We start from the raw sequence: 19,904 nt of genomic DNA, 5'->3' as shown, positions 1-19,904 counted from the left end.
GTTATAGAAGAGAGGGAATATAACGGGGGAGGGTCTTATATGACCAGGGTGGATAAACAGAATTCCCGGATGTCCCGCGATAGAAAAGAACAAAGAAGCGGTAAATGTAATATCAATGAGTGCACAGTTATTCACTTTCCTTTGGGGAAAAAAAATCAATACGGGAGTTATTTGGAGAAAGCTATAAATAATCTTACTTTATATGCGAAAAATTATTACTACAACTGGGAGGAAACAGCTTGGGATAAGTTTATGTCTTGGACAGATTTAAGAGAACCTGATGAAAAAATGGCCGAAATTTTTTGGCTCTGGTATATAACTAATTACCGATTTTTTCAAGATGTATCACCTATTATAGATTTTTATTTTGTGGAATATGAGGACAAATTTGACGAAATTATGAAAATGGTGGTAAATGCCCTGCGTAGATCTTATTTATCTGTTTATAAGGTTGAATGGATAAATAACAATGCAGTAGGACTCAAGGATATTTTTATCAGTTCTCGTGATTTTGTGGTGGAAAGAAATTTTGGGGATGTTACAAGAATAATTGAGGAAGGAGATCTTTTGCTTTTAAGGTTAGTAATCGTAAACAACGCTGTGATAGCAGTTGGCAGAACGGTAGTAATTTCTTCGGATAATGAAGAGTTTTTAGTAAAAGAATTAAATTCCTGCCGTATTAATGAGCGAATAAGCGATATGGAAGTTTTTTTACGCGAGCATGCTGAGTTTTTGTGTGGTTTGGTGATGGATTTAAGTATAGGGATAAGAAAGAACACTTTGAAAAGCTGCAGTTTGATATGGAAGGATAGCGGACAGAGAGATAAGTTTATAAGAATGGTTAAGAAAAGTGATTTTGTTGTCCTAGAACAGGGAAGTAAATGCTTAAAACTTGCTTGCAAGAATGAAAGTCCGGGGTTTAAAAGGGTTTATTTGGGTATGAGTTCTTTGGTCGTAGTAGCTGATAATGATGAAGATTTGGATTTTATAATCAGCAGGGTTGATAGTATTTTGAATGACGATTCTACAAATCCACATATTAAATGGAGCGAGGGCTACGATTTTACATGTGAAGAAGAAGCGGAAGAAATACTTCTGGAGGTAATGCATGATAAATATTTAGAGGAATGGCTTAATACTCCCAAGCATGAACTTGATGGAATGACACCTGTAGAAGCAGTTAAGAATCTTAAAGGCAGGGTTTTAATGGAAAATCTCTTGAGTGATTTAGAAATTATGGAGATTAAGGCAAGAAACAGGGGAGAATATTATTTACCTGCTTACGTGATAAGGAAGAGGCTTAATTTACACCAAAATATAAATAGCAGGGAAATGCTTAATCCCGAAGTTATGGCTATAAGGGTAGAAAAATTCCGCTTGCGTCAAAAGTTGAGTCCATATGTTGGGGCTTATACCTGGATTAATGAATCTTACAGACAAATCGCCGCGGCATTTTATAACATTTATTATCGTGTGCCTGAAGAGAGACCGAAATTGGCCTGGATTATTTTTATGTGGAATGAATTTTCTACTCTTTTTAGACCCAAGATTTATAAACCTGAATGGTGGATGGCTGCTTTAGAATATGCTTATCAGGAATTAGCAGGTATGAAAATAGCTTTTGCAAAGATAGCTAAAAAATTTGGTATTGCTACTGGCCTTATAAGCAAGAATGCCCAGCTTATAGTTCGCCATTTTAATCAATATCCGCTTGATTTTTCGCGCCCTCTTGCTTGGTATCCGCGTTTTGAAGAATTAGATGATGAAGAAAAAATCAAGATCTATGAGGAGGTATGGCATCATCTTTGTATTTTTGCCGATTGTTTAAAAAATATAGGAGAAAATAGAAAAAAGAAATGTAAGAATTATTTTTATCAATTTGTAGATGAGAACCGTAAATTCTGGAATGAAAGCATTAAGGAGGTTTATAATAAATTTTGCTTTAAATCTGCTTTGCTGGATTTTAAGGGAGAGGATGAAAAAACTATTGCCCATATTTTTTGGGATGAGCATGCTTCTATGTTTCCGCCATATCTGAAAACAGCTGCTTTTAATCTGATAATGAGTTATGTAGGGGTTTATGAAGTTAACTATCGTGATGCAAATGGGATCAGGTTTAAAGATTTTTTTACCGGGCAGAGCTATGAGATATATGGAATTTTGGGGTGGAAAATAAAAGAAAAAATAAAACCTGGAATGCTTTGTATAACGCGTTTACTGCCTTTGACGGAAGGTTTTTGGGTTTTGCCGCCTCTTTTTGTAATCATGCCTGAAATCACTGATATTTTTTCAGCTAAAGTTCAAATGCTTTTGGAGAATTGTCATCCATATGATGCCAATGATTTTGACTATTTGAAAATCAGAGGACAAATTATTTTAAAATCATATGTTTTGGCTTTGGATGAAATGGAGCAGAATACCCTGAATCTCATTAATCAACCTTTGGAAATCAAATGGCAGGTAGCTGAGCTTATAGCCCCTGATAAGGCTGTTATGCAGCTTAAGAAATATGGCCGTTTTAAACTATTAACTGAATCAGAAGAAGTTGCTTCTTTTATATGGATTGTTTTTTCGGGCGATCAAAATTACCAGTGGGGATATGTTTTAATCTTGCATAATAAGCTGTTTTTAACCGTTCCTCCTGGCAAGGATCAGGGAAAAATGCTTAAGGATATAAGAAAGGCTTTTCGAAGTGAAGATATAGTAGTTTTTTTTAGGGATTATACTGGAAGTTTTCAGAGCCTTAAGCGATTGGAAAGTTATATGGTGGCTCATTTAGCTGCTTTTTTCAATAAGAATCCTGAGATGTCTTTAGCGTTATTGCGGCAGGATGATTTGGGTGATGAGAAAATGGAGATGACACAGGGTATATTCTTGTTGAAGCTCGGCTCAAGGCTTATGGAGCATTTGAAAGAAAATTAATTTTAAAGTAAATTGGTTAAAAAATTGAGCAGTAGGCAATAATTATGAAAAAGTTTAAGAAATATTTGAGTTTTATAAAAAAATAATGACAAATAGGAACTAAAGAAAATATTTTAAAAAATAAAAACTCTTGACTACGAGGTGGATAATTATATATCCTAATAAAGGATACAATTTAGTGCGGAAGTGGCTCAGTGGTAGAGCATCGCCTTGCCAAGGCGAGGGTCGCGGGTTCGAATCCCGTCTTCCGCTCCATAATATAAAAGAAAATTGTACCTCGGCGGCTGCCGAGGTGTTGTATTTTTAATTAAATTAGGGTAAATTCTTAAGGAGAACTATTTTAAATGTATGCACTTTGATATACTCTAAGGCTGTAAGAATAATTACAAAATATCAGTTAGGAGGAGCATAGATGGAGGCTAAATTAGAGAAGATAGAAAACAGTGAGGCATACATACAGATTGAAGTAGATGCCAATAAGCTGGAAGAAGGCTTACAATATGCGTATCGGAAAGTTGTAAAGAAAGTGAATATTCCAGGCTTTCGCAAAGGTAGAGCTCCAAGACCGATTCTGGAGTCGTATTATGGCAAGGAAATACTTTATCAGGATGCCTTAGAGTATATAGTTCCTGATGCATACGAAAAGGCTCTGCAGGATCTTAATATTGAACCTATTGCTGATCCTAATTTTGACATTGGTGATATTGAGGCTGGAAAGCCGTTTATCTTTACAGCTAAAGTGCCTGTCAAACCGGAAGTTAAACTGGGTAATATTGAAGGCCTTAAGGTAGAGATACCTGAATTGGCTGTTACTGACAAGGAAGTAGAAAAAAGCCTTGAAAACCTGAGGGAGAGCTATGCTCAAATTGAATCCAAGGATGAACCAGCCGAACTGGGAGATACGGTAGTTATTGATTTTGAAGGATTTATAGGTGATGAAGCTTTTGCTGGAGGAAAAGGAGAAGATTATCCTTTAGAGTTGGGTTCTAAAACTTTTATTCCCGGTTTTGAAGAACAATTGGTTGGGAAAAAGGCCGGAGATACAGTAGAGGTTAATGTAGTATTTCCGGAAGAATATCATGCTGAAGATCTAGCTGGTAAAGAAGCCCGTTTTGTGGTAAAAGTTAAAAAAGTTGAAACCAAGAAGTTAAAAGATCTTAATGACGATTTTGCCCAGGAAGTAAGCGATTTTGAAACTTTGGATGAACTTAAAGCTGATATTAGAAAGAGATTGGAAGATGCAGTTGAGAAGCAGAAAAAAGAACTTATTAGAGAGCAGATAACTGAAAAGCTCTTAGAAGTTTGCGAATTGGCTGTACCTGATGCAGTGGTTGAAGATCAGGCAATGAGGATGATGCAGGAGTTTGAACGCAGCCTTTACGCACAGGGGCTCAACTTAGAAGCATATTTTAATGCACTCAATATGAGTGAAGAAGATTTTATAAAAGATATTTGGCCGGAAGCAGACAAGAGAGTAAAAACCAACTTTATTTTAGAAAAAATTATTGAAGAAAAAGGTTTTGCTGCTACCGATGAAGAAATAGATAAACAAATTAAGGAAATCGCAGACAACATGGGAATGGATTTTGAAAAAGCCAAGGAAAGCCTTGTAGGTATGCGGGAAAGAATGGAATATACTGTAAAAGTAGATAAGGTTTTTGATTATTTAATTCAGAATGCTGATATTACTGTTAAGAAGCCTGAAGAAAGCGATAAAGTGGAATCTAATTAAATAATAAAGAATACTATGTGTTAAATGTAATGCATAGGATGGAAAGGGGTGGAGATTGTGTCTTATTTGGTGCCAGTGGTAGTTGAGCAGACTAATCGCGGTGAACGCGCTTATGATATTTATTCGCGACTTTTAAAAGACCGCATAGTTTTTTTGGGAAGTGCCATTGATGATGCTGTGGCTAATTTAGTTATAGCTCAAATGCTTTTTTTGGAAGCTGAGGATCCGGATAAGGATATATACCTTTATATTAACAGCCCTGGTGGATCAATAAGTGCAGGTATGGCTATCTATGATACTATGCAATATATAAGGCCTGATGTTTCAACTATATGTGTAGGACTGGCAGCCAGCATGGGAGCATTTTTATTGGCTGCGGGCCAAAAGGGTAAGAGGTTTGCTTTACCTAATGCAGAGATTATGATTCATCAGCCTCTAGGAGGCACTCAAGGGCAGGCTACTGATATTGAAATCCATGCCCGTCGCATATTAAGGATGAAGGATTCCTTAAATCGGATTTTAGCTGAAAGGACCGGTCAGAAACTGGAAAAAATTCAGCAGGATACGGAGAGAGACTATTTTATGACTGCCCAGGAAGCCAAGGAATACGGCATTATTGACGAGGTGATAATTAAACCGAAAAAAGCTAATGCCAAATAGCTTTTTTTAGAGAGGTGAAGTTATGCATAAATACGGGGACGAAAGAGGCCAATTAAAGTGTTCATTTTGTGGAAAAACCCAAGATCAAGTAAAAAAACTGGTAGCAGGACCCGGAGTATATATATGTGATGAATGTATTGAGCTATGTAACGAAATAATTGAAGAAGAACTGGCTGATGAATTTGATCTTGATTTGGGGGATATTCCCAGGCCCAAAGAAATTAAGGCTATACTCGATGAATATGTTGTTGGGCAGGAAAAAGCCAAAAAAGCATTGTCTGTAGCAGTTTACAATCATTATAAGCGGATAAATATAGGCGGAAAGCTTGATGATGTAGAACTACAGAAAAGTAATATTTTGCTTTTAGGTCCCACTGGAAGTGGAAAAACCCTTTTGGCTCAAACATTGGCCAAAATTTTGAACGTGCCGTTTGCTATTGCTGATGCTACTTCTCTTACTGAAGCTGGGTATGTAGGGGAAGATGTAGAAAACATTTTGCTTAAGCTTATTCAGGCGGCTGATTATGACATTGAAAAAGCGGAGAAGGGCATTGTCTATATTGATGAAATAGATAAAATTGCCCGCAAGACAGATAATCCCAGCATCACTAGGGATGTTTCAGGTGAAGGTGTTCAACAGGCCTTGCTTAAAATTTTAGAAGGTACAGTAGCCAGTGTTCCTCCTCAAGGTGGACGTAAGCATCCGCATCAGGAATTTATTCAAATCGACACTACTAATATACTGTTTATATGTGGTGGAGCTTTTGAAGGTATTGATAAAATTATCCAGAGCCGAATAGGTCAAAAAAATATAGGTTTTGGGGCAGACATTAAAAGCAAAAATGAGAAGAATATCGGGGAGATTTTAGAAATGATTCTTCCCCAGGATCTTTTGCGCTATGGGTTGATTCCAGAATTTGTTGGCCGTGTTCCCATAATAGTTACTCTCGATGCTTTGGATAAGGAAGCTTTAATAAGGATCCTTACTGAACCTAAAAATGCTCTGGTAAAACAATATAAGAAGCTCTTTGATTTAGATGGAGTGGAACTAGAATTTACTGCAGATGCTTTAGATGCGGTAGCAACAGAAGCTTTGCGAAGAAATACAGGAGCTAGAGGTTTGAGAGCGATAATTGAAGATATAATGCTGGATGTAATGTATGAAGTACCTTCAAGGGCAGATATAACTAAGGTAGTAATTACTAAAGAGGTCATTGAAAAGAAAGAAAAACCTTTGCTAGTAACTGTTGATGCAAAGCGGAAAATTAATTAATAAATTAATAATTAATATACAGGAAAAGGTAGCGTATGCTGCCTTTTTTTTACTTGTTTTTTTTCTCATTCCTCAGGGAATAACAGGGGATAATATTAAAAAATCTTGAGGAAAGGGAAAAATTTATGAATGATTTTTTTATAAAATATGGTGGTATTCTGTATTTAATTCAGCTGTTTTTTGCGGTAATAATTGGGATATATTTCTGGAATCTTTTAAAAAATCAGCAAAGCAAGAAGACAGTAGTATCTAAAGAATCCGAAAGAGAAAGAATTAAATTAAAAAATATGCGTGGTATAAGGCTTACAGAACCTTTATCCAGTTTAACTAGGCCATCTAAATTAGAAGATGTTATAGGCCAGGAAGAAGGGATAAGTATTTTAAGATCTGCTTTGTGCGGACCTAATCCCCAGCATGTTATTATTTATGGTCCCCCTGGGGTAGGTAAGACTGCTGCTGCTCGTTTAGTGTTGGAAGAGGCAAAAAAAAATGTCCTTTCACCATTTGGGAAAAATGCTGCATTTGTTGAAGTTGATGCTACTATTACACGATTTGATGAAAGAAATATTGCGGATCCTTTAATCGGTTCGGTACATGACCCCATTTATCAGGGAGCTGGAGCTATGGGAGCAGCTGGCATTCCTCAGCCCAAACCGGGAGCTTGCACCAAGGCACATGGAGGTATTCTTTTTATTGATGAAATAGGTGAGCTGCATCCTATGCAGATGAATAAGCTTTTGAAGGTGTTAGAAGATCGCAAAGTGATGCTAGAAAGCGCCTATTATAATGAAAATGACCGCAGTATACCTCCTCATATCCATGATATTTTCCAGAATGGATTACCTGCAGATTTCAGGCTGGTGGGAGCTACTACCCGTATGCCGGAAGAAATCCCCCCTGCTTTAAGATCCCGCTGTGTGGAAATATTTTTTAAGCCTTTAGAAAAAGAACATATAAAAGTGATTGCTTTAAATGCGGCATCTAAAATAAATTTTGATTTAGATGAAGATGCGCTAAATGAGATTATAAAATATGCGAATAATGGGCGTGAGGCAGTAAATATAATGCAGCTTGCTGCAGGAATAGCCATGATGGAAGGAAAAAGAAAAATTGATTTAGCAGTAATTGAAAAGGTTTTAAATAATGGCAGGTTTTCACCGCGTTTTGATATGAAGCCTGCTGATATTCCACAGATAGGGGTTGTAAATGGTTTGGCAGTCTATGGAGCTAATATTGGAACTTTGATAGAAATCGAAGCAGCAGTTGTCCCTGCTGTGAAGGGAAATGGAGAAATTACTGTTACTGGGGTGGTTGAAGAAGAACAGATGGAGAATGGAGCGCGCAAAATAAGGCGTAAAAGTATGGCAAAAGGTGCAGTCGAAAATGTTATTACAGTTTTAAAAAGTGGATATGACCTTAAGCTTAAGGATTATGATATTCATATAAATTTTACGGGAGGAGTTCCGGTCGATGGACCTTCAGCAGGTATAAGCATAGCTACAGTGGTTTATTCTTCTATTAAAAAACTGCCGGTAGATAATCTCCTGGCAATGACAGGAGAAGTTTCTGTTCATGGTATGGTCAAACCGGTTGGAGGAGTAATCAGCAAAGTCGAAGCTGCCAGACGGGCTGGAATAAGACGGGTAGTTATACCAGCAGATAACTGGCTTAGTATTTTTAAAGATTTTTCCGATATTGAAGTTATTCCGGTGGAAAAACTGGAAGATGTCTTTAATATAGCTTTTGTGCCGAATAAAAGCGATGTTTTAAAAGAATACGGCACTTTATCTGTTTAAAAGTATTGCTTTTTGTTGTATTTAATGGCTATATATTAGGTAATATAAAAAAGATCATTATGCTTTAAACAGGAATTATTGCACGGTGTATCCACTTGTAGTAGAATGGACTTGCTTGGGAGGTGTTATGTTTGCAGCAGCAAAATGGATACAGAGTTATGCCCATGTTACCGTTAAGAGGTGTCCTAGTTTTTCCTTATACAGTAATTCATTTAGATGTGGGACGAAAGAAATCTATCAATGCTATAGAAGAAGCTATGCTTATAGATAAAGAAATATTTCTTGCTACTCAGAAAGATGCCCAGACTGATGATCCAGGAGAAGATGATATTTACCATATAGGTACAGTTGCGGAAATAAGGCAGATTTTAAAGATGCCGGGCGGAACCATGCGCATACTGGTAGAAGGAATATGCCGTGCCAAAATAAGGCAGTTTACTTCCATGGATCCCTATATTAAGGTGGAGATAGAGCAATTTAATGAAAGTGATATTGAAAAAGACAATAGGGTTGAAGCTTTGATGCGCACTTTGATTTCCCAATTTGAGCAATATGTTCGCATGAGCAAAAAAATTTCCCCGGAAACGGTTATATCAGTAGTAGCTATTGAGGAGCCGGGAAGATTAGCAGATGTAATTGCTTCGCATTTAACACTGAAGATTAATGAAAAACAGCGCATATTAGAGGCTTTAGATATAAATGAGCGTTTGGAATATCTTTGTGAAATATTAGCCAAGGAAATGGAAGTCCTGGAACTGGAAAGAAAAATAAATATTCGGGTCCGCAAGCAGATGGAAAAGTCTCAGAAGGAATATTACCTGAGAGAACAGATGAAGGCCATACAAAAGGAACTGGGAGAAAGAGACGAGAAAATTACAGAAATTGAAGAGTTGAAGGAGAAGATCGAAAAAGCCAATCTGCCCAAACATGCAGAGGAAAAAGCCTATAAGGAGCTGGAACGATTGGAAAAGATGCCTCCTATGGTGGCAGAAGCGGTGGTAGTTCGAAATTATCTGGATTGGCTTTTATCTCTTCCCTGGTCAGTAGAAACCCGGGACAGACTAGATATAAAAATGGCGGAAGAAATCCTAGAGAGAGAGCATTATGGACTTAAAAAGCCAAAAGAAAGGATTATAGAGTATCTTGCTATACGCAAACTTGCTAAAAAGATGAAAGGTCCGATATTATGTCTGGTAGGACCTCCTGGAGTTGGCAAGACTTCGCTTGGAAAATCGGTAGCCCATGCTTTAAATCGAAATTTTGTCCGCATATCTTTGGGCGGAATACGTGATGAAGCTGAAATTAGAGGTCACAGGCGGACTTATGTCGGTTCGATGCCGGGAAGAATATTACAGGGGATGAAACAGGCAGGCTCTAAAAATCCAGTTTTTCTTTTAGATGAGATTGATAAAATGACTATGGATTTTAGGGGAGACCCAGCCTCTGCTTTGCTTGAGGTGTTAGATCCGGAACAGAATAATACTTTTAGTGACCACTATCTTGAGATACCTTTTGACCTGTCCAAAGTGATGTTTATAACAACTGCCAACTCAATACACAATATTCCAAGACCCCTGCTTGATCGTATGGAAATAATAGAGCTTGGTGGATATACTGAAGAAGATAAAGTCCATATTGCTATGGATTATCTTATACCAAAACAGATAAAAGAACACGGATTAAAAGATATTAATATTTCTTTTACCGAAGGAGCCGTACGCAAGATAATCCGCGAGTATACGAGGGAAGCAGGAGTCAGAAATTTAGAGAGGCAGATTGCTGCTGTTTGCCGTAAGGTAGCCCGTCAGGTAGTAGAAGACAAAAATTATTATGCCAACATAACTTCTAACCGGATAATAAAAATGTTGGGACCTGAAAAATACCGCTATGGTACGGCAGAAAAAGAAAATCAGATTGGGGTAGCTACTGGCCTTGCCTGGACAGAGATGGGGGGAGATATTTTAGCGGTTGAAGTAGCTTTGCTCAAGGGGAAAGGAAATCTCACCTTAACCGGTAAATTAGGTGATGTTATGAAAGAATCGGCCCAGGCTGCTTTAACCTATGTTCGCTCACGGGCTGAACAGTTGGGAATAAGTGATGAAGTACGTGATACTTATGATGTGCATTTGCATGTACCTGAAGGTGCTATTCCGAAGGATGGGCCATCGGCCGGGATTACCATAGCAACTGCCTTGGCCTCAGCTATGTCTGGAAAGCCGGTTAGGAATGATGTGGCTATGACGGGAGAAATAACTTTAAGAGGCAGAGTCCTGCCTATTGGAGGAGTGAAGGAAAAGGTTTTAGCAGCCCATCGAGCTGGTATTAATACGGTTATTTTGCCAGTCGAAAATAAAAAAGATTTAGATGAAGTCCCTGCTAATGTAAAAAAGAGAATGCGGTTTGTATTGGTGGAACATATGGATGAGGTTTTAAACGAAACTTTAAGTCAAGATGAGAAAAGACCAGGTTAGTCCCTGGTCTTTTAAATGAAAAATTATTAGGTGATGAAAATGATAAAAGTAAAAAAAGCAGAATTTAAAGGTTCTTTTGTAGATTTAAAGCAGCTTCCAGATGAAGATAATTTAGAAATAGCATTGGTAGGCAGGTCAAATGTAGGTAAATCTTCTTTGATAAATAAAGTAGTAAACCGTAAGAATTTAGCTAAATCAAGTTCTACGCCGGGGAAAACCCGTACCATAAATTTTTATATGATTAATGATTCTTGGTATTTTGTTGATTTGCCCGGCTATGGTTTTGCCCGGGTTTCCAAAACGGAAAGGTTAAAGTGGAACCGTATGATAGAAGGATATTTGAGTAAGCGCAAGCAGCTTAAAGGAGTAATTCAGCTTCTAGATATACGCCATGTTCCAACCGAGAATGATGTCCTGATGAAAGACTGGCTTTTACATTATGAAATACCTTTGCTGCTTGTAGCGACTAAGGCAGATAAGATTTCTAAAGGAGCAAGACAAAAACATTTAAACCAGATAAGAAAAGCTTTAGATCTTGAACCGGAGGATATTTTACTGCCTTTTTCAGCTGCAACCGGTGAAGGAGTAGGAGAGATTTTAGCGGCTATTGAGGAACTTTTGGAATTCTAAAGAAGGGAGAGTGTAAAAATCTCCCTTTTTATTTTAGTTTATTTGTATTTGCGTGTTATTTCTTCCAAGCAACCGCAGTATTTTTTGTACTTTTTATAGCTTCCTTATGAACAGGGACTTCTTCTGCTTATTTTTAGTTTGATTATGTTGTTTTAAAGGCGTTTGACCATTTACTGAACTTTAGCTTATCATAATACAGATGGGACAAACAATATTTAGTTTTCTAGTTTATTTAGCCTGATTTTGTTTAATAATTTTAGAAAAACCAGATACTTGCTTTATATGGCAGGTATTAATTAAAATTTATAAAGTATGGTGTTATTTGATAAGGTCAGAAATTGTCTTTTTTAGAGGAGGTTTTTTGATGCCGGCTGATAATTTGCCAAGTGTTTATAATCCCCAGAATGTAGAGAGCAAATGGTATGAATACTGGAAGGGAAACGGTTATTTTACCCCAAGTGAAGATCGCAGCAAGAAGCCATTTTCTATAGTGATGCCTCCACCCAATGTTACAGGATCACTTCATTTGGGACATGCTTTGGATAATACCTTACAGGATATTTTAGTGCGCTGGCGCAGGATGCAGGGATATAATGTTCTTTGGCTTCCTGGGACTGACCATGCGGGAATTGCTACTCAAGCCAAGGTAGAAGAGGCTTTGGCTAAAGAAGGCTTAACAAAATATGACTTAGGAAGAGAAAAATTTTTGGAAAGGGTTTGGGAATGGAAGAATCGTTATGGTAGCCGCATAACCAGCCAGCTTTGTCTTTTAGGTTCTTCCTGTGACTGGAACCGGGAAAGATTTACTATGGATGAAGGGTGTTCCCGGGCGGTTCGTGAGGTGTTTGTAAATTTATATGAAAAGGGACTTATTTATCAGGGAGACTACATAATAAACTGGTGTCCACGTTGTCAGACTGCCATTTCTGATATTGAAGTGGAACATAAAGAAACTGACGGAAATCTCTGGTATATAAAATATCCGGTTGAGAACAGCGATGAATATTTGGTAGTAGCTACTACCCGTCCGGAAACAATGCTTGGGGATACCGGGGTAGCAGTACATCCAGAAGATGAAAGGTATAAACATTTGATAGGGAAAAGGGTAGTGTTGCCGCTGGTAAATCGGGTTATACCTATCTTTGCTGATGAATATGTTGATCGTGAGTTTGGAACGGGTGCGGTCAAGGTTACTCCTGCCCATGATCCCAATGATTTTGAGATGGGTTTGAGGCATAATTTGGAGCAAATAGTGGTTATGGATAAAAGCGGTATAATGAATGAAAACGCCGGCAAATATCAAGGATTAGACCGGCGTGAATGTCGTGAGGCTGTTGTTCGTGATTTAGAAGCGGGCGGTTATTTGGTAAAGGTAGAGCCACATAGCCATGCGGTTGGACATTGTCAAAGATGTGATACCGTAATTGAGCCTATGGTGTCAAAACAGTGGTTTGTTAAAATGAAGCCTTTGGCAGAGCCTGCAATAGAGAAGGTATTAAATAGAGAAATTCGCTTTATTCCTGAAAGGTTTACAAAGATTTATATAAACTGGATGGAAAATATTAAGGACTGGTGTATATCAAGACAGCTTTGGTGGGGACATCGTATTCCTGTTTGGTACTGCCAAAACTGTGGTGAGGTTATATGCAGTAAAGAAGATCCGGAAAGATGTGTGAAATGCAATTCAACTGAACTGAAGCAGGACGAAGATGTGCTTGATACCTGGTTTTCCAGTGCATTATGGCCTTTCTCTACTATGGGATGGCCGGAAAAGACACCTGATTTAGAGTATTTCTTCCCTACCAGTGTTTTAGTTACCGGAAGGGATATAATATTCTTCTGGGTAGCAAGGATGATTTTTTCTTCACTTGAGCATACTGGGAAGGTTCCTTTCCGCGATGTTAATATTCATGGGCTTATACTTGATGGGCAAGGCCGAAAAATGAGCAAGTCTCTGGGCAATGGAATCGATCCTATTGAAGTGATAGAAAAATATGGAGCAGATACTTTAAGGTTTTCACTGATTACCGGTGTAACTCCCGGCAATGATGTTCGTTTCCACTGGGAAAAGGTTGAGAATACGCGCAACTTTGCCAATAAAGTATGGAATGCTTCCCGCTTTGTCTTAATGAATTTGGAAGGATATGAAGCAATTGAGCTCAAAGATGAAGAACTTGCTCTGCCTGACCGCTGGATTATTTCTAGACTGAATATCACTATTAAGGAAGTAACCAGGCTTTTGGAACAGTATGACAGTGGAGAGGCAGCTAGAAAGCTGTATGATTTTATATGGGATGAGTTTTGCGATTGGTATATTGAGCTGGCTAAACCCAGGCTGTTTAGACCGTCGTCTGATCATGAAAAATTGGTTGTGCAGAATGTTTTGCATAAGGTATTAGTTACTGTATTAAGGCTTTTACACCCATTCATGCCTTTTATAACTGAAGAAATTTATCAGCATCTGCCTGGACATACTGAAACTATTATGCTAGATCCATGGCCGACAGTTGATGATAGACAAATTTGGATGGAAGCTGTTGAAGAGATGCAGCATATTATGCAGGTTATAAGGGGAATAAGAAATATAAGGGCTGAATTTAATATAAGTCCCGGAGCTAAAATAAATACGATAATATTGGTTAAAGACTTAAGCAAAAAACAGATTTTTATGGATAATCAGATTTATATTAAAGAGCTGGCCAATTTGAATGAAATTGAGATTGTGGAAGAAATGCTTGAAAAACCGAAACAGGCAGTATCAAGCCTTACCGCCTGGGCAGAAATTTATGTTCCTTTAGAAGGGGTTATTGATATTGAAAAGGAATTGGTTCGCCTCAATAAGGAACTGTCTCAGGTGGAAACCGAGCTTAAAAAGGCAGAAGGCAAGCTTAAAAATGAGAACTTTTTGGCCAAGGCTCCTAAAGAAGTAATTGAGAAAGAACAGGCTAAATTAAGAGAGGCAAAATTGAAGAAGGAGGGTATCTTACAACGATTAGCAATATTGAAAAACTCATAGAAGAACATTTGTCCCAGCTTACTGCTTTGGGAAGCAAGCCGGGACTTGAGCGAATTGAAAGATTATTGAAAGAAATGGGAAATCCGGAGAAAGAGCTTAAGTGTGTGCATATTGCCGGAACTAATGGTAAAGGTTCTACTTCTCTTATAATCGCTTCTGTTTTGACTAAAGCCGGGTATAAGGTGGGGAGATTTATTTCTCCCCATGTCCATTCGTATCGGGAAAGATTTACGATTGATGGAGTGGAAATCGATCCCTGGACTTTGAAAAGGTATATCGATGAGGTAGAAGAAAAAATTGCGGTGATGGTAGAAGAAGGTTTCCCTCATCCTACGGAATTTGAAGTGCTTACTGCTATAGCTTTTCAGTATTTTAAGGATGCTGAAGTTGATATTGCCGTGATAGAGGTAGGAATGGGAGGATTGTATGATTCTACCAATGTAATTACTCCTTTGGTTTCAGTAATAACAAGTGTGGGGCTTGACCATACTGATTTTTTAGGGACAACTATAGCTGAAGTAGCTTATAACAAGGCGGGAATAATAAAAACTGGTGTTCCGGTAGTAGTAGGCGATTTGCCTGAAGAAGCCTGGCAGGTAGTAATAAAGGAGGCCGGGGCTAAAGGGGCTCCTATTTATGCCAGCAGTATGACCTGGGTAAAAAGAGAGGATCTTCCTCAAATCGGGGAGCAAAAGGTATCGATAGAATTTGCTGGGTATGAATTAAACTCAGTTTCTTTTGCGCTTTTAGGAGATTATCAGCTTGACAACCTGGCAACTGCTTATACTGCCTTAATGGTTTTAAAACAACTGGGCTATAAAATTACTGATGATAATGTCAGGGATGCTTTAGCTTCACTTCACATACCGGGAAGGCTTGAAATAGTTAGTCGTGATCCCTTGGTAATTGTCGATGTGGCGCATAATCCGCATGGGGCTTCTGCTTTGAACCGTTCATTAGCCTCTTTGCTTCCAGGCAGGCAAAAGGTCTTGGTATGCGGGATGGTAGACGATAAAGACGCCACAGAAACTTTGAATTTTTTAGGTCAGGACACCAGAGTGTGTGTCCTTACGAGGCCGGAAGGCCCGCGTGGAAATAACTGGAGGAGAGCAGCCGCTATTTTTGCCGATTTGTATCCCGAAATAGAAGTTTATCAGATAGAAGATATTGCTCAAGCGGTAAAAAAAGGCTTAGAAATGTTAAGGAAAGATGAATATCTGCTTATTACCGGTTCGTTTTATGTGATAAATCAAGCCCGCCGTGTATTTGTGAAGGACTAGAGTATTAACAAATTCTTAACAGTAAGTTCATTTTATTGTTGATATAATGTATACAGGATAGCAAATCTTAAGGGGGCATAAAATTGGTCTTTCGCTTGAAGCCGCGTGATGAAAGATTTTTTACCTATTTTGATGAAATGGCAGATATTTTATGTGAAGGATCGGAGCTTTTGAAAAAGTTTTTTGCCGAATATGCTGAGCCGGAAAGTACTTTGGAAAAAATGAACAAAGTTGAAGAACGGGGAGATCAACTTTTATCAAAGGTAATGCGGCAGCTTAACAGTTCTTTTGTTACCCCCTTTGATCGTGAAGATATTCTGCTTCTGGTAAGGGAATTGAACAATGTAATAGATCACATCCAGGGTACTATGGAAAAGGTAGTTATCTATAAGGCAGGTAAGCCTGAATCAATTTATGTATTGAAACTGGCTGATGTCCTAGAAGAAGCTGCGTTGGAAATTAAGAAAGCAATTAAAAAACTTCCGGACATACGAAATGCGTATAAAGAAATTATAAGTTCTTGTGACAGAATAAGAGCATTGGAACATGAAGGGGATTACCTGTATCGTACAGGTATTGCCCTTCTTTTTGAGAAAAACGAAAATCCGGTTGATGTTATAAAATGGAAAGAAATCTATGAACATTTGGAAACTACTCTGGATGATTGTGAAGATGTCAGCAATATATTAAAGGGAGTAGCTATAAAATATGTATAGTTTTTTCTCCATAGTTCTGGTAGTATTATTAGCTCTTGCATTTGATTATATCAATGGATTCCATGATACTGCCAATGCAGTAGCAACTTCAGTATCAACCAAAGCTTTATCTCCCAGGACAGCGGTAATGATGGCGGCTGTCTTAAACTTTTTAGGGGCTTTAAGCGGAACTGCCGTGGCAGCAACAATCGGTAAAAATATAGTTCAGCCGGAAGTTATTTCCCCTCTGGTTTTAATTGCAGCCCTTTCAGGGGCAATTTTTTGGAATTTATTTACCTGGTATTTTGGCATTCCAAGCAGCTCTTCCCATGCCTTGATTGGGGGATTGAGCGGTGCTGCTGTGGCTGCTTTTGGATCTGAAGCTGTAAACTGGCATGGTTTTGTTAAAATCTTTGCCGGTTTGATTATTTCCCCAGTTATAGGATTTGTTATGGGCAGTATTATGATGACCTTGCTTTTCTGGCTTTTTAGATGGGCATCTCCAGCTAAAACTAATAATAAATTCCGCAAGCTGCAGGTCCTATCTGCTGCCATGGCATCATTTGCTCATGGTTCAAATGATGCCCAGAAGTCCATGGGAATAATTACAATGATTCTGTTTAGTGGAGGATTTATTTCAACTTTTTATGTTCCTCTCTGGGTAAAGATAGCATGTGCTTTGTCTATGGCGGCAGGAACAGCAATAGGAGGGTGGAAGATTATAAGAACTATGGGCGGTAAGATATTTCGTATTGAGCCCATAAACGGATTTGCCGCTGATTTTACTTCATCTATCACTATTTATACAGCAACCCTTTTGGGGGCACCTGTCAGCACCACCCATGTAGTTTCATCTTCGATAATGGGAGTAGGAGCAGCTAAAAGATTAAAAGGCGTAAGATGGAGTATTGCCCGCCAAATTGTGATAGCCTGGTTTATTACTATACCTTTATCTGGATTAGTTGCCGCATTATTTTATAATATGATAAGGATATTTAGTTGATTAATAAGTAAAGAAATAATAGATATTTTTTTCACAAAATGCTACAATAAGGTATAACCATGTTAAAGGAGTGGGAGGTTTTTGAAGGTCTTTAAAATTCCTGAGGCAACTGTAATGAGGCTTTCTGTTTACTCCCGATATTTATATCAGTTAGGACGCGAAGGGGTAGAAACAGTATCCTCAGGTGATATAGCAAAAGGTGTAGGGGTAAGCTCAGCCCAGGTAAGAAAGGATTTAGCTTATTTTGGTGAGTTTGGTACCAGAGGGGTAGGATATAAAGTAGAAGAGTTGTACAATCATATCATTAAAATATTAGGATTAGACCAGCAGTGGAATGTTATGATTGTAGGAGCCGGAAAATTGGGTTCTGCTCTGGCCTTATATCAGGGATTTGCTGAAAGAGGTTTTAATATTACGACGGTTCTGGATGTAGATGAGAATATAATCGGCACTAAGTTGGGCAATATTGAGGTTGAACCTTTAGAGGTTTTAGAAACTAGAGTCAAGGAAAGAAATATAACTATTGGGGTAGTAGCAGTGCCGGCTTCAGCTGCTCAGGATGTGACAGATCAATTAATCAAGGCTGGAGTTAAAGCCATTTTAAACTTTTCCCCGCGAGTATTAAAAGTGCCGCGTGAAGTTGTTTTGCGTAATGTGGATCTTTCGGTTAATCTCGAAGTGTTAAGCTTCAATCTTGTATTTAACAGTTGATTATTCGATTAGTCATATATAATATATTGCTGATAAAAGCTCTCTTTAAGAGGGCTTTTACTCTTTTAATCTCCCTTGTTTTTACTAAAAAGTAATGTTAAACTTTAGAAAAATCTTGCAGGGGGAGATAAAGCTGATGGCATCAAGGTCGCATTCATATCCTGCCTGGCAGGTATTACTCATTTTGCTTATCTTAGGAGGAATTGTGGGAGGATGGATCGGGAATGCTATAATAAAATTATGGCCTGAATTAGCTTTTTTAGGTGTTTCACAGAGTATTGGCATACCGAAATTTACTATAGATCTTGAGGTTTTTACTTTTACTTTTGGTTTTATAATATATATTAATCTTTTTACCTTACTGGGATTTGTAATAGCTTATATAGTTTACCGCAGATTATAATTTTAGTAAGGTGAGGAGATAATGTGCCGAAAATTATACTTGCCTCAGAATCGCCAAGACGCAGCGAACTTTTGAGGTGTATAGGAATAGATTTTATAAAACATCCTGCCTCAGTTGATGAAGAGTTTTATTCCCATGAAAATCCGGAAGAAGTGGTAAAAAGACTGGCCAGTAATAAGGCCGAAAATGTGGCTGATCAGTACAGCAAAGGCATTGTTGTTGCTGCTGATACAGTTGTTGTTTTGGGAAGAAAAATATTAGGTAAACCAGCAGATGAAAATGAAGCTCATGCCATGTTGTCAATGTTAAGCGGGAAGAAACATCAGGTTATTACTGGGGTATGTGTTAAAGATATAGGCAAAAATATAAAAATAGTGGAGGCAGAATTGACAAATGTATATTTCCGCACTTTAGAGGAAGAAGAAATATGGTATTATATAAAAACGGGTGAACCAATGGATAAGGCAGGTGCTTACGGCATACAGGGCTTAGGTGCCCTTTTGGTGGAAAAAATTGAAGGCTGCTATTTTAATGTGGTAGGTCTGCCGTTAAACCGTTTAAACAAAATGTTTAAAGTTTTAGGGCTAAATATTTTAGGGGGAGAAGGTTTTGGGGGAGTATAATGTTGGGATTAAGGATATGCCAGTTGATATGCGCCCGCGTGAAAAAATGTTGGCTAAAGGAGAGGCGAGTTTAAGTGAGGCCGAACTTTTAGCAATAATATTAGGTATGGGAACTAAAAATTTAAATGCTCTTTCTCTTGCTCAAAATTTACTGGTCAAATACCGGGGTTTGCGTAATTTAAGAGATGCAAGCCTCAATGAACTTATTAGTGAACGAGGGGTTGGTCCCGCTAAAGCGGTGGCTATTAAGGCTGCTTTGGAACTGGGTCGTCGTATGTCCTTAGCAGTTCAGGAAAGGCAATTGGTGAAATCTCCGGAAGATGTTAAAAATATAGTAATGGAAGATATGCGTTATTTTGACCGTGAGCATTTTCGGGTTTTATATTTGGATCGAAAAAATGGGGTTATTTTTATGGAAGATGTGTCAATAGGGAGTCTCAGCACTGCAATCGTGCATCCGCGTGAGGTTTTTAAGAATGCGGTAAAGCTCAGTGCTGCTTCGGTTATTTTAGTGCATAACCATCCCAGCGGTAATCCCAGTCCAAGTAATGAAGATATTGAAATTACCAGGCAGATGGTGAATGCGGGAAAGATCCTGGGAATAGAAGTTCTTGATCATATAATAATTGGAGAAAATAGATACTGCAGTTTAAAAGCAGAAGGTCTAATATGATTGAAGGAGGAAAAAA

15 protein-coding genes and 1 tRNA gene are annotated in these 19,904 nt (G+C 38.1%); all 16 read left to right on the top strand.

All coding sequences use genetic code 11. From position 1 onward, the window contains the following. Window positions 1-39: 39 nt before the first annotated feature. The 16 genes from H0Z36_RS04465 to radC all read left to right on the top strand — a co-directional run bounded on the left by H0Z36_RS04465 (window position 40) and on the right by radC (window position 19,888). Window positions 40-2,922: a hypothetical protein gene (locus H0Z36_RS04465; protein WP_296864045.1), complete on the top strand. Its 2,883-nt coding sequence runs from the start codon at window positions 40-42 to the stop codon at window positions 2,920-2,922. Between the two features lie 180 nt (window positions 2,923-3,102). Then, window positions 3,103-3,177: transfer RNA gene (locus H0Z36_RS04460), tRNA-Gly, on the top strand. Window positions 3,178-3,334: 157 nt separating this feature from the next. After that, complete coding sequence (gene tig / locus H0Z36_RS04455; RefSeq protein WP_296864044.1) at window positions 3,335-4,654, top strand: trigger factor; 1,320 nt, start codon at window positions 3,335-3,337, stop codon at window positions 4,652-4,654. A 57-nt stretch (window positions 4,655-4,711) separates the two neighbouring features. Continuing rightward, entirely contained in the window at window positions 4,712-5,314 is a 603-nt protein-coding gene (clpP, locus tag H0Z36_RS04450; RefSeq protein WP_296864043.1) for an ATP-dependent Clp endopeptidase proteolytic subunit ClpP, read from the top strand. Window positions 5,315-5,336: 22 nt separating this feature from the next. Further along, entirely contained in the window at window positions 5,337-6,587 is a 1,251-nt protein-coding gene (gene clpX, locus H0Z36_RS04445) for an ATP-dependent protease ATP-binding subunit ClpX (RefSeq protein ID WP_296864042.1), read from the top strand. A gap of 125 nt (window positions 6,588-6,712) precedes the next feature. Continuing rightward, entirely contained in the window at window positions 6,713-8,383 is a 1,671-nt protein-coding gene (gene lonB, locus H0Z36_RS04440) for an ATP-dependent protease LonB (protein ID WP_296864041.1), read from the top strand. A 158-nt stretch (window positions 8,384-8,541) separates the two neighbouring features. Beyond that, window positions 8,542-10,854, top strand: coding sequence for an endopeptidase La (gene lon, locus H0Z36_RS04435; RefSeq protein ID WP_296864133.1), 2,313 nt, complete (start codon window positions 8,542-8,544; stop codon window positions 10,852-10,854). A gap of 39 nt (window positions 10,855-10,893) precedes the next feature. Continuing rightward, entirely contained in the window at window positions 10,894-11,484 is a 591-nt protein-coding gene (gene yihA, locus H0Z36_RS04430; RefSeq protein ID WP_296864040.1) for a ribosome biogenesis GTP-binding protein YihA/YsxC, read from the top strand. Between the two features lie 364 nt (window positions 11,485-11,848). After that, window positions 11,849-14,500: a valine--tRNA ligase gene (locus H0Z36_RS04425; RefSeq protein WP_296864039.1), complete on the top strand. Its 2,652-nt coding sequence runs from the start codon at window positions 11,849-11,851 to the stop codon at window positions 14,498-14,500. An 8-nt stretch (window positions 14,501-14,508) separates the two neighbouring features. Then, window positions 14,509-15,780, top strand: coding sequence for a folylpolyglutamate synthase/dihydrofolate synthase family protein (locus H0Z36_RS04420; RefSeq protein WP_296864038.1), 1,272 nt, complete (start codon window positions 14,509-14,511; stop codon window positions 15,778-15,780). 83 nt (window positions 15,781-15,863) lie between these two features. Beyond that, on the top strand, window positions 15,864-16,496 hold the full coding sequence (locus tag H0Z36_RS04415; protein WP_296864037.1) for a DUF47 family protein: 633 nt from the start codon (window positions 15,864-15,866) through the stop codon (window positions 16,494-16,496). Further along, window positions 16,489-17,478 (top strand): inorganic phosphate transporter, encoded by a 990-nt coding sequence (locus tag H0Z36_RS04410; protein WP_296864036.1) that lies wholly within the window; start codon window positions 16,489-16,491, stop codon window positions 17,476-17,478. Before H0Z36_RS04415 ends, H0Z36_RS04410 begins: the two co-directional genes overlap by 8 nt. Window positions 17,479-17,559: 81 nt before the next feature. Then, complete coding sequence (locus H0Z36_RS04405; RefSeq protein WP_296864035.1) at window positions 17,560-18,189, top strand: redox-sensing transcriptional repressor Rex; 630 nt, start codon at window positions 17,560-17,562, stop codon at window positions 18,187-18,189. A 136-nt stretch (window positions 18,190-18,325) separates the two neighbouring features. Further along, window positions 18,326-18,592, top strand: coding sequence for a DUF4321 domain-containing protein (locus H0Z36_RS04400; RefSeq protein WP_296864034.1), 267 nt, complete (start codon window positions 18,326-18,328; stop codon window positions 18,590-18,592). 23 nt (window positions 18,593-18,615) lie between these two features. After that, a complete protein-coding gene (locus H0Z36_RS04395) occupies window positions 18,616-19,215 on the top strand; it encodes a nucleoside triphosphate pyrophosphatase (RefSeq protein ID WP_296864033.1) in 600 nt (199 codons plus the stop codon). Continuing rightward, on the top strand, window positions 19,202-19,888 hold the full coding sequence (gene radC / locus H0Z36_RS04390) for a DNA repair protein RadC (protein WP_296864032.1): 687 nt from the start codon (window positions 19,202-19,204) through the stop codon (window positions 19,886-19,888). Before H0Z36_RS04395 ends, radC begins: the two co-directional genes overlap by 14 nt. Window positions 19,889-19,904: the final 16 nt, after the last annotated feature.

The organism is Thermosyntropha sp. (assembly GCF_017656155.1).
GTDB lineage: Bacteria > Bacillota > Syntrophomonadia > Syntrophomonadales > Syntrophomonadaceae > Thermosyntropha.
Note: the sequence above shows the minus strand (reverse complement) of the source record. Positions and strands in the feature narration are given on the sequence as shown.

Excerpts from the sequence above, each read along its gene's own strand:
- H0Z36_RS04465 (WP_296864045.1), top strand. The coding sequence starts at position 40 with ATGACCAGGGTGGATAAACAGAATTCCCGGATGTCCCGCGATAGAAAA.
- tig (WP_296864044.1), top strand. The coding sequence starts at position 3,335 with ATGGAGGCTAAATTAGAGAAGATAGAAAACAGTGAGGCATACATACAG.
- clpX (WP_296864042.1), top strand. The coding sequence starts at position 5,337 with ATGCATAAATACGGGGACGAAAGAGGCCAATTAAAGTGTTCATTTTGT.
- lonB (WP_296864041.1), top strand. The coding sequence starts at position 6,713 with ATGAATGATTTTTTTATAAAATATGGTGGTATTCTGTATTTAATTCAG.
- lon (WP_296864133.1), top strand. The coding sequence starts at position 8,542 with ATGCCCATGTTACCGTTAAGAGGTGTCCTAGTTTTTCCTTATACAGTA.
- yihA (WP_296864040.1), top strand. The coding sequence starts at position 10,894 with ATGATAAAAGTAAAAAAAGCAGAATTTAAAGGTTCTTTTGTAGATTTA.
- H0Z36_RS04425 (WP_296864039.1), top strand. The coding sequence starts at position 11,849 with ATGCCGGCTGATAATTTGCCAAGTGTTTATAATCCCCAGAATGTAGAG.
- H0Z36_RS04410 (WP_296864036.1), top strand. The coding sequence starts at position 16,489 with ATGTATAGTTTTTTCTCCATAGTTCTGGTAGTATTATTAGCTCTTGCA.
- H0Z36_RS04400 (WP_296864034.1), top strand. The coding sequence starts at position 18,326 with ATGGCATCAAGGTCGCATTCATATCCTGCCTGGCAGGTATTACTCATT.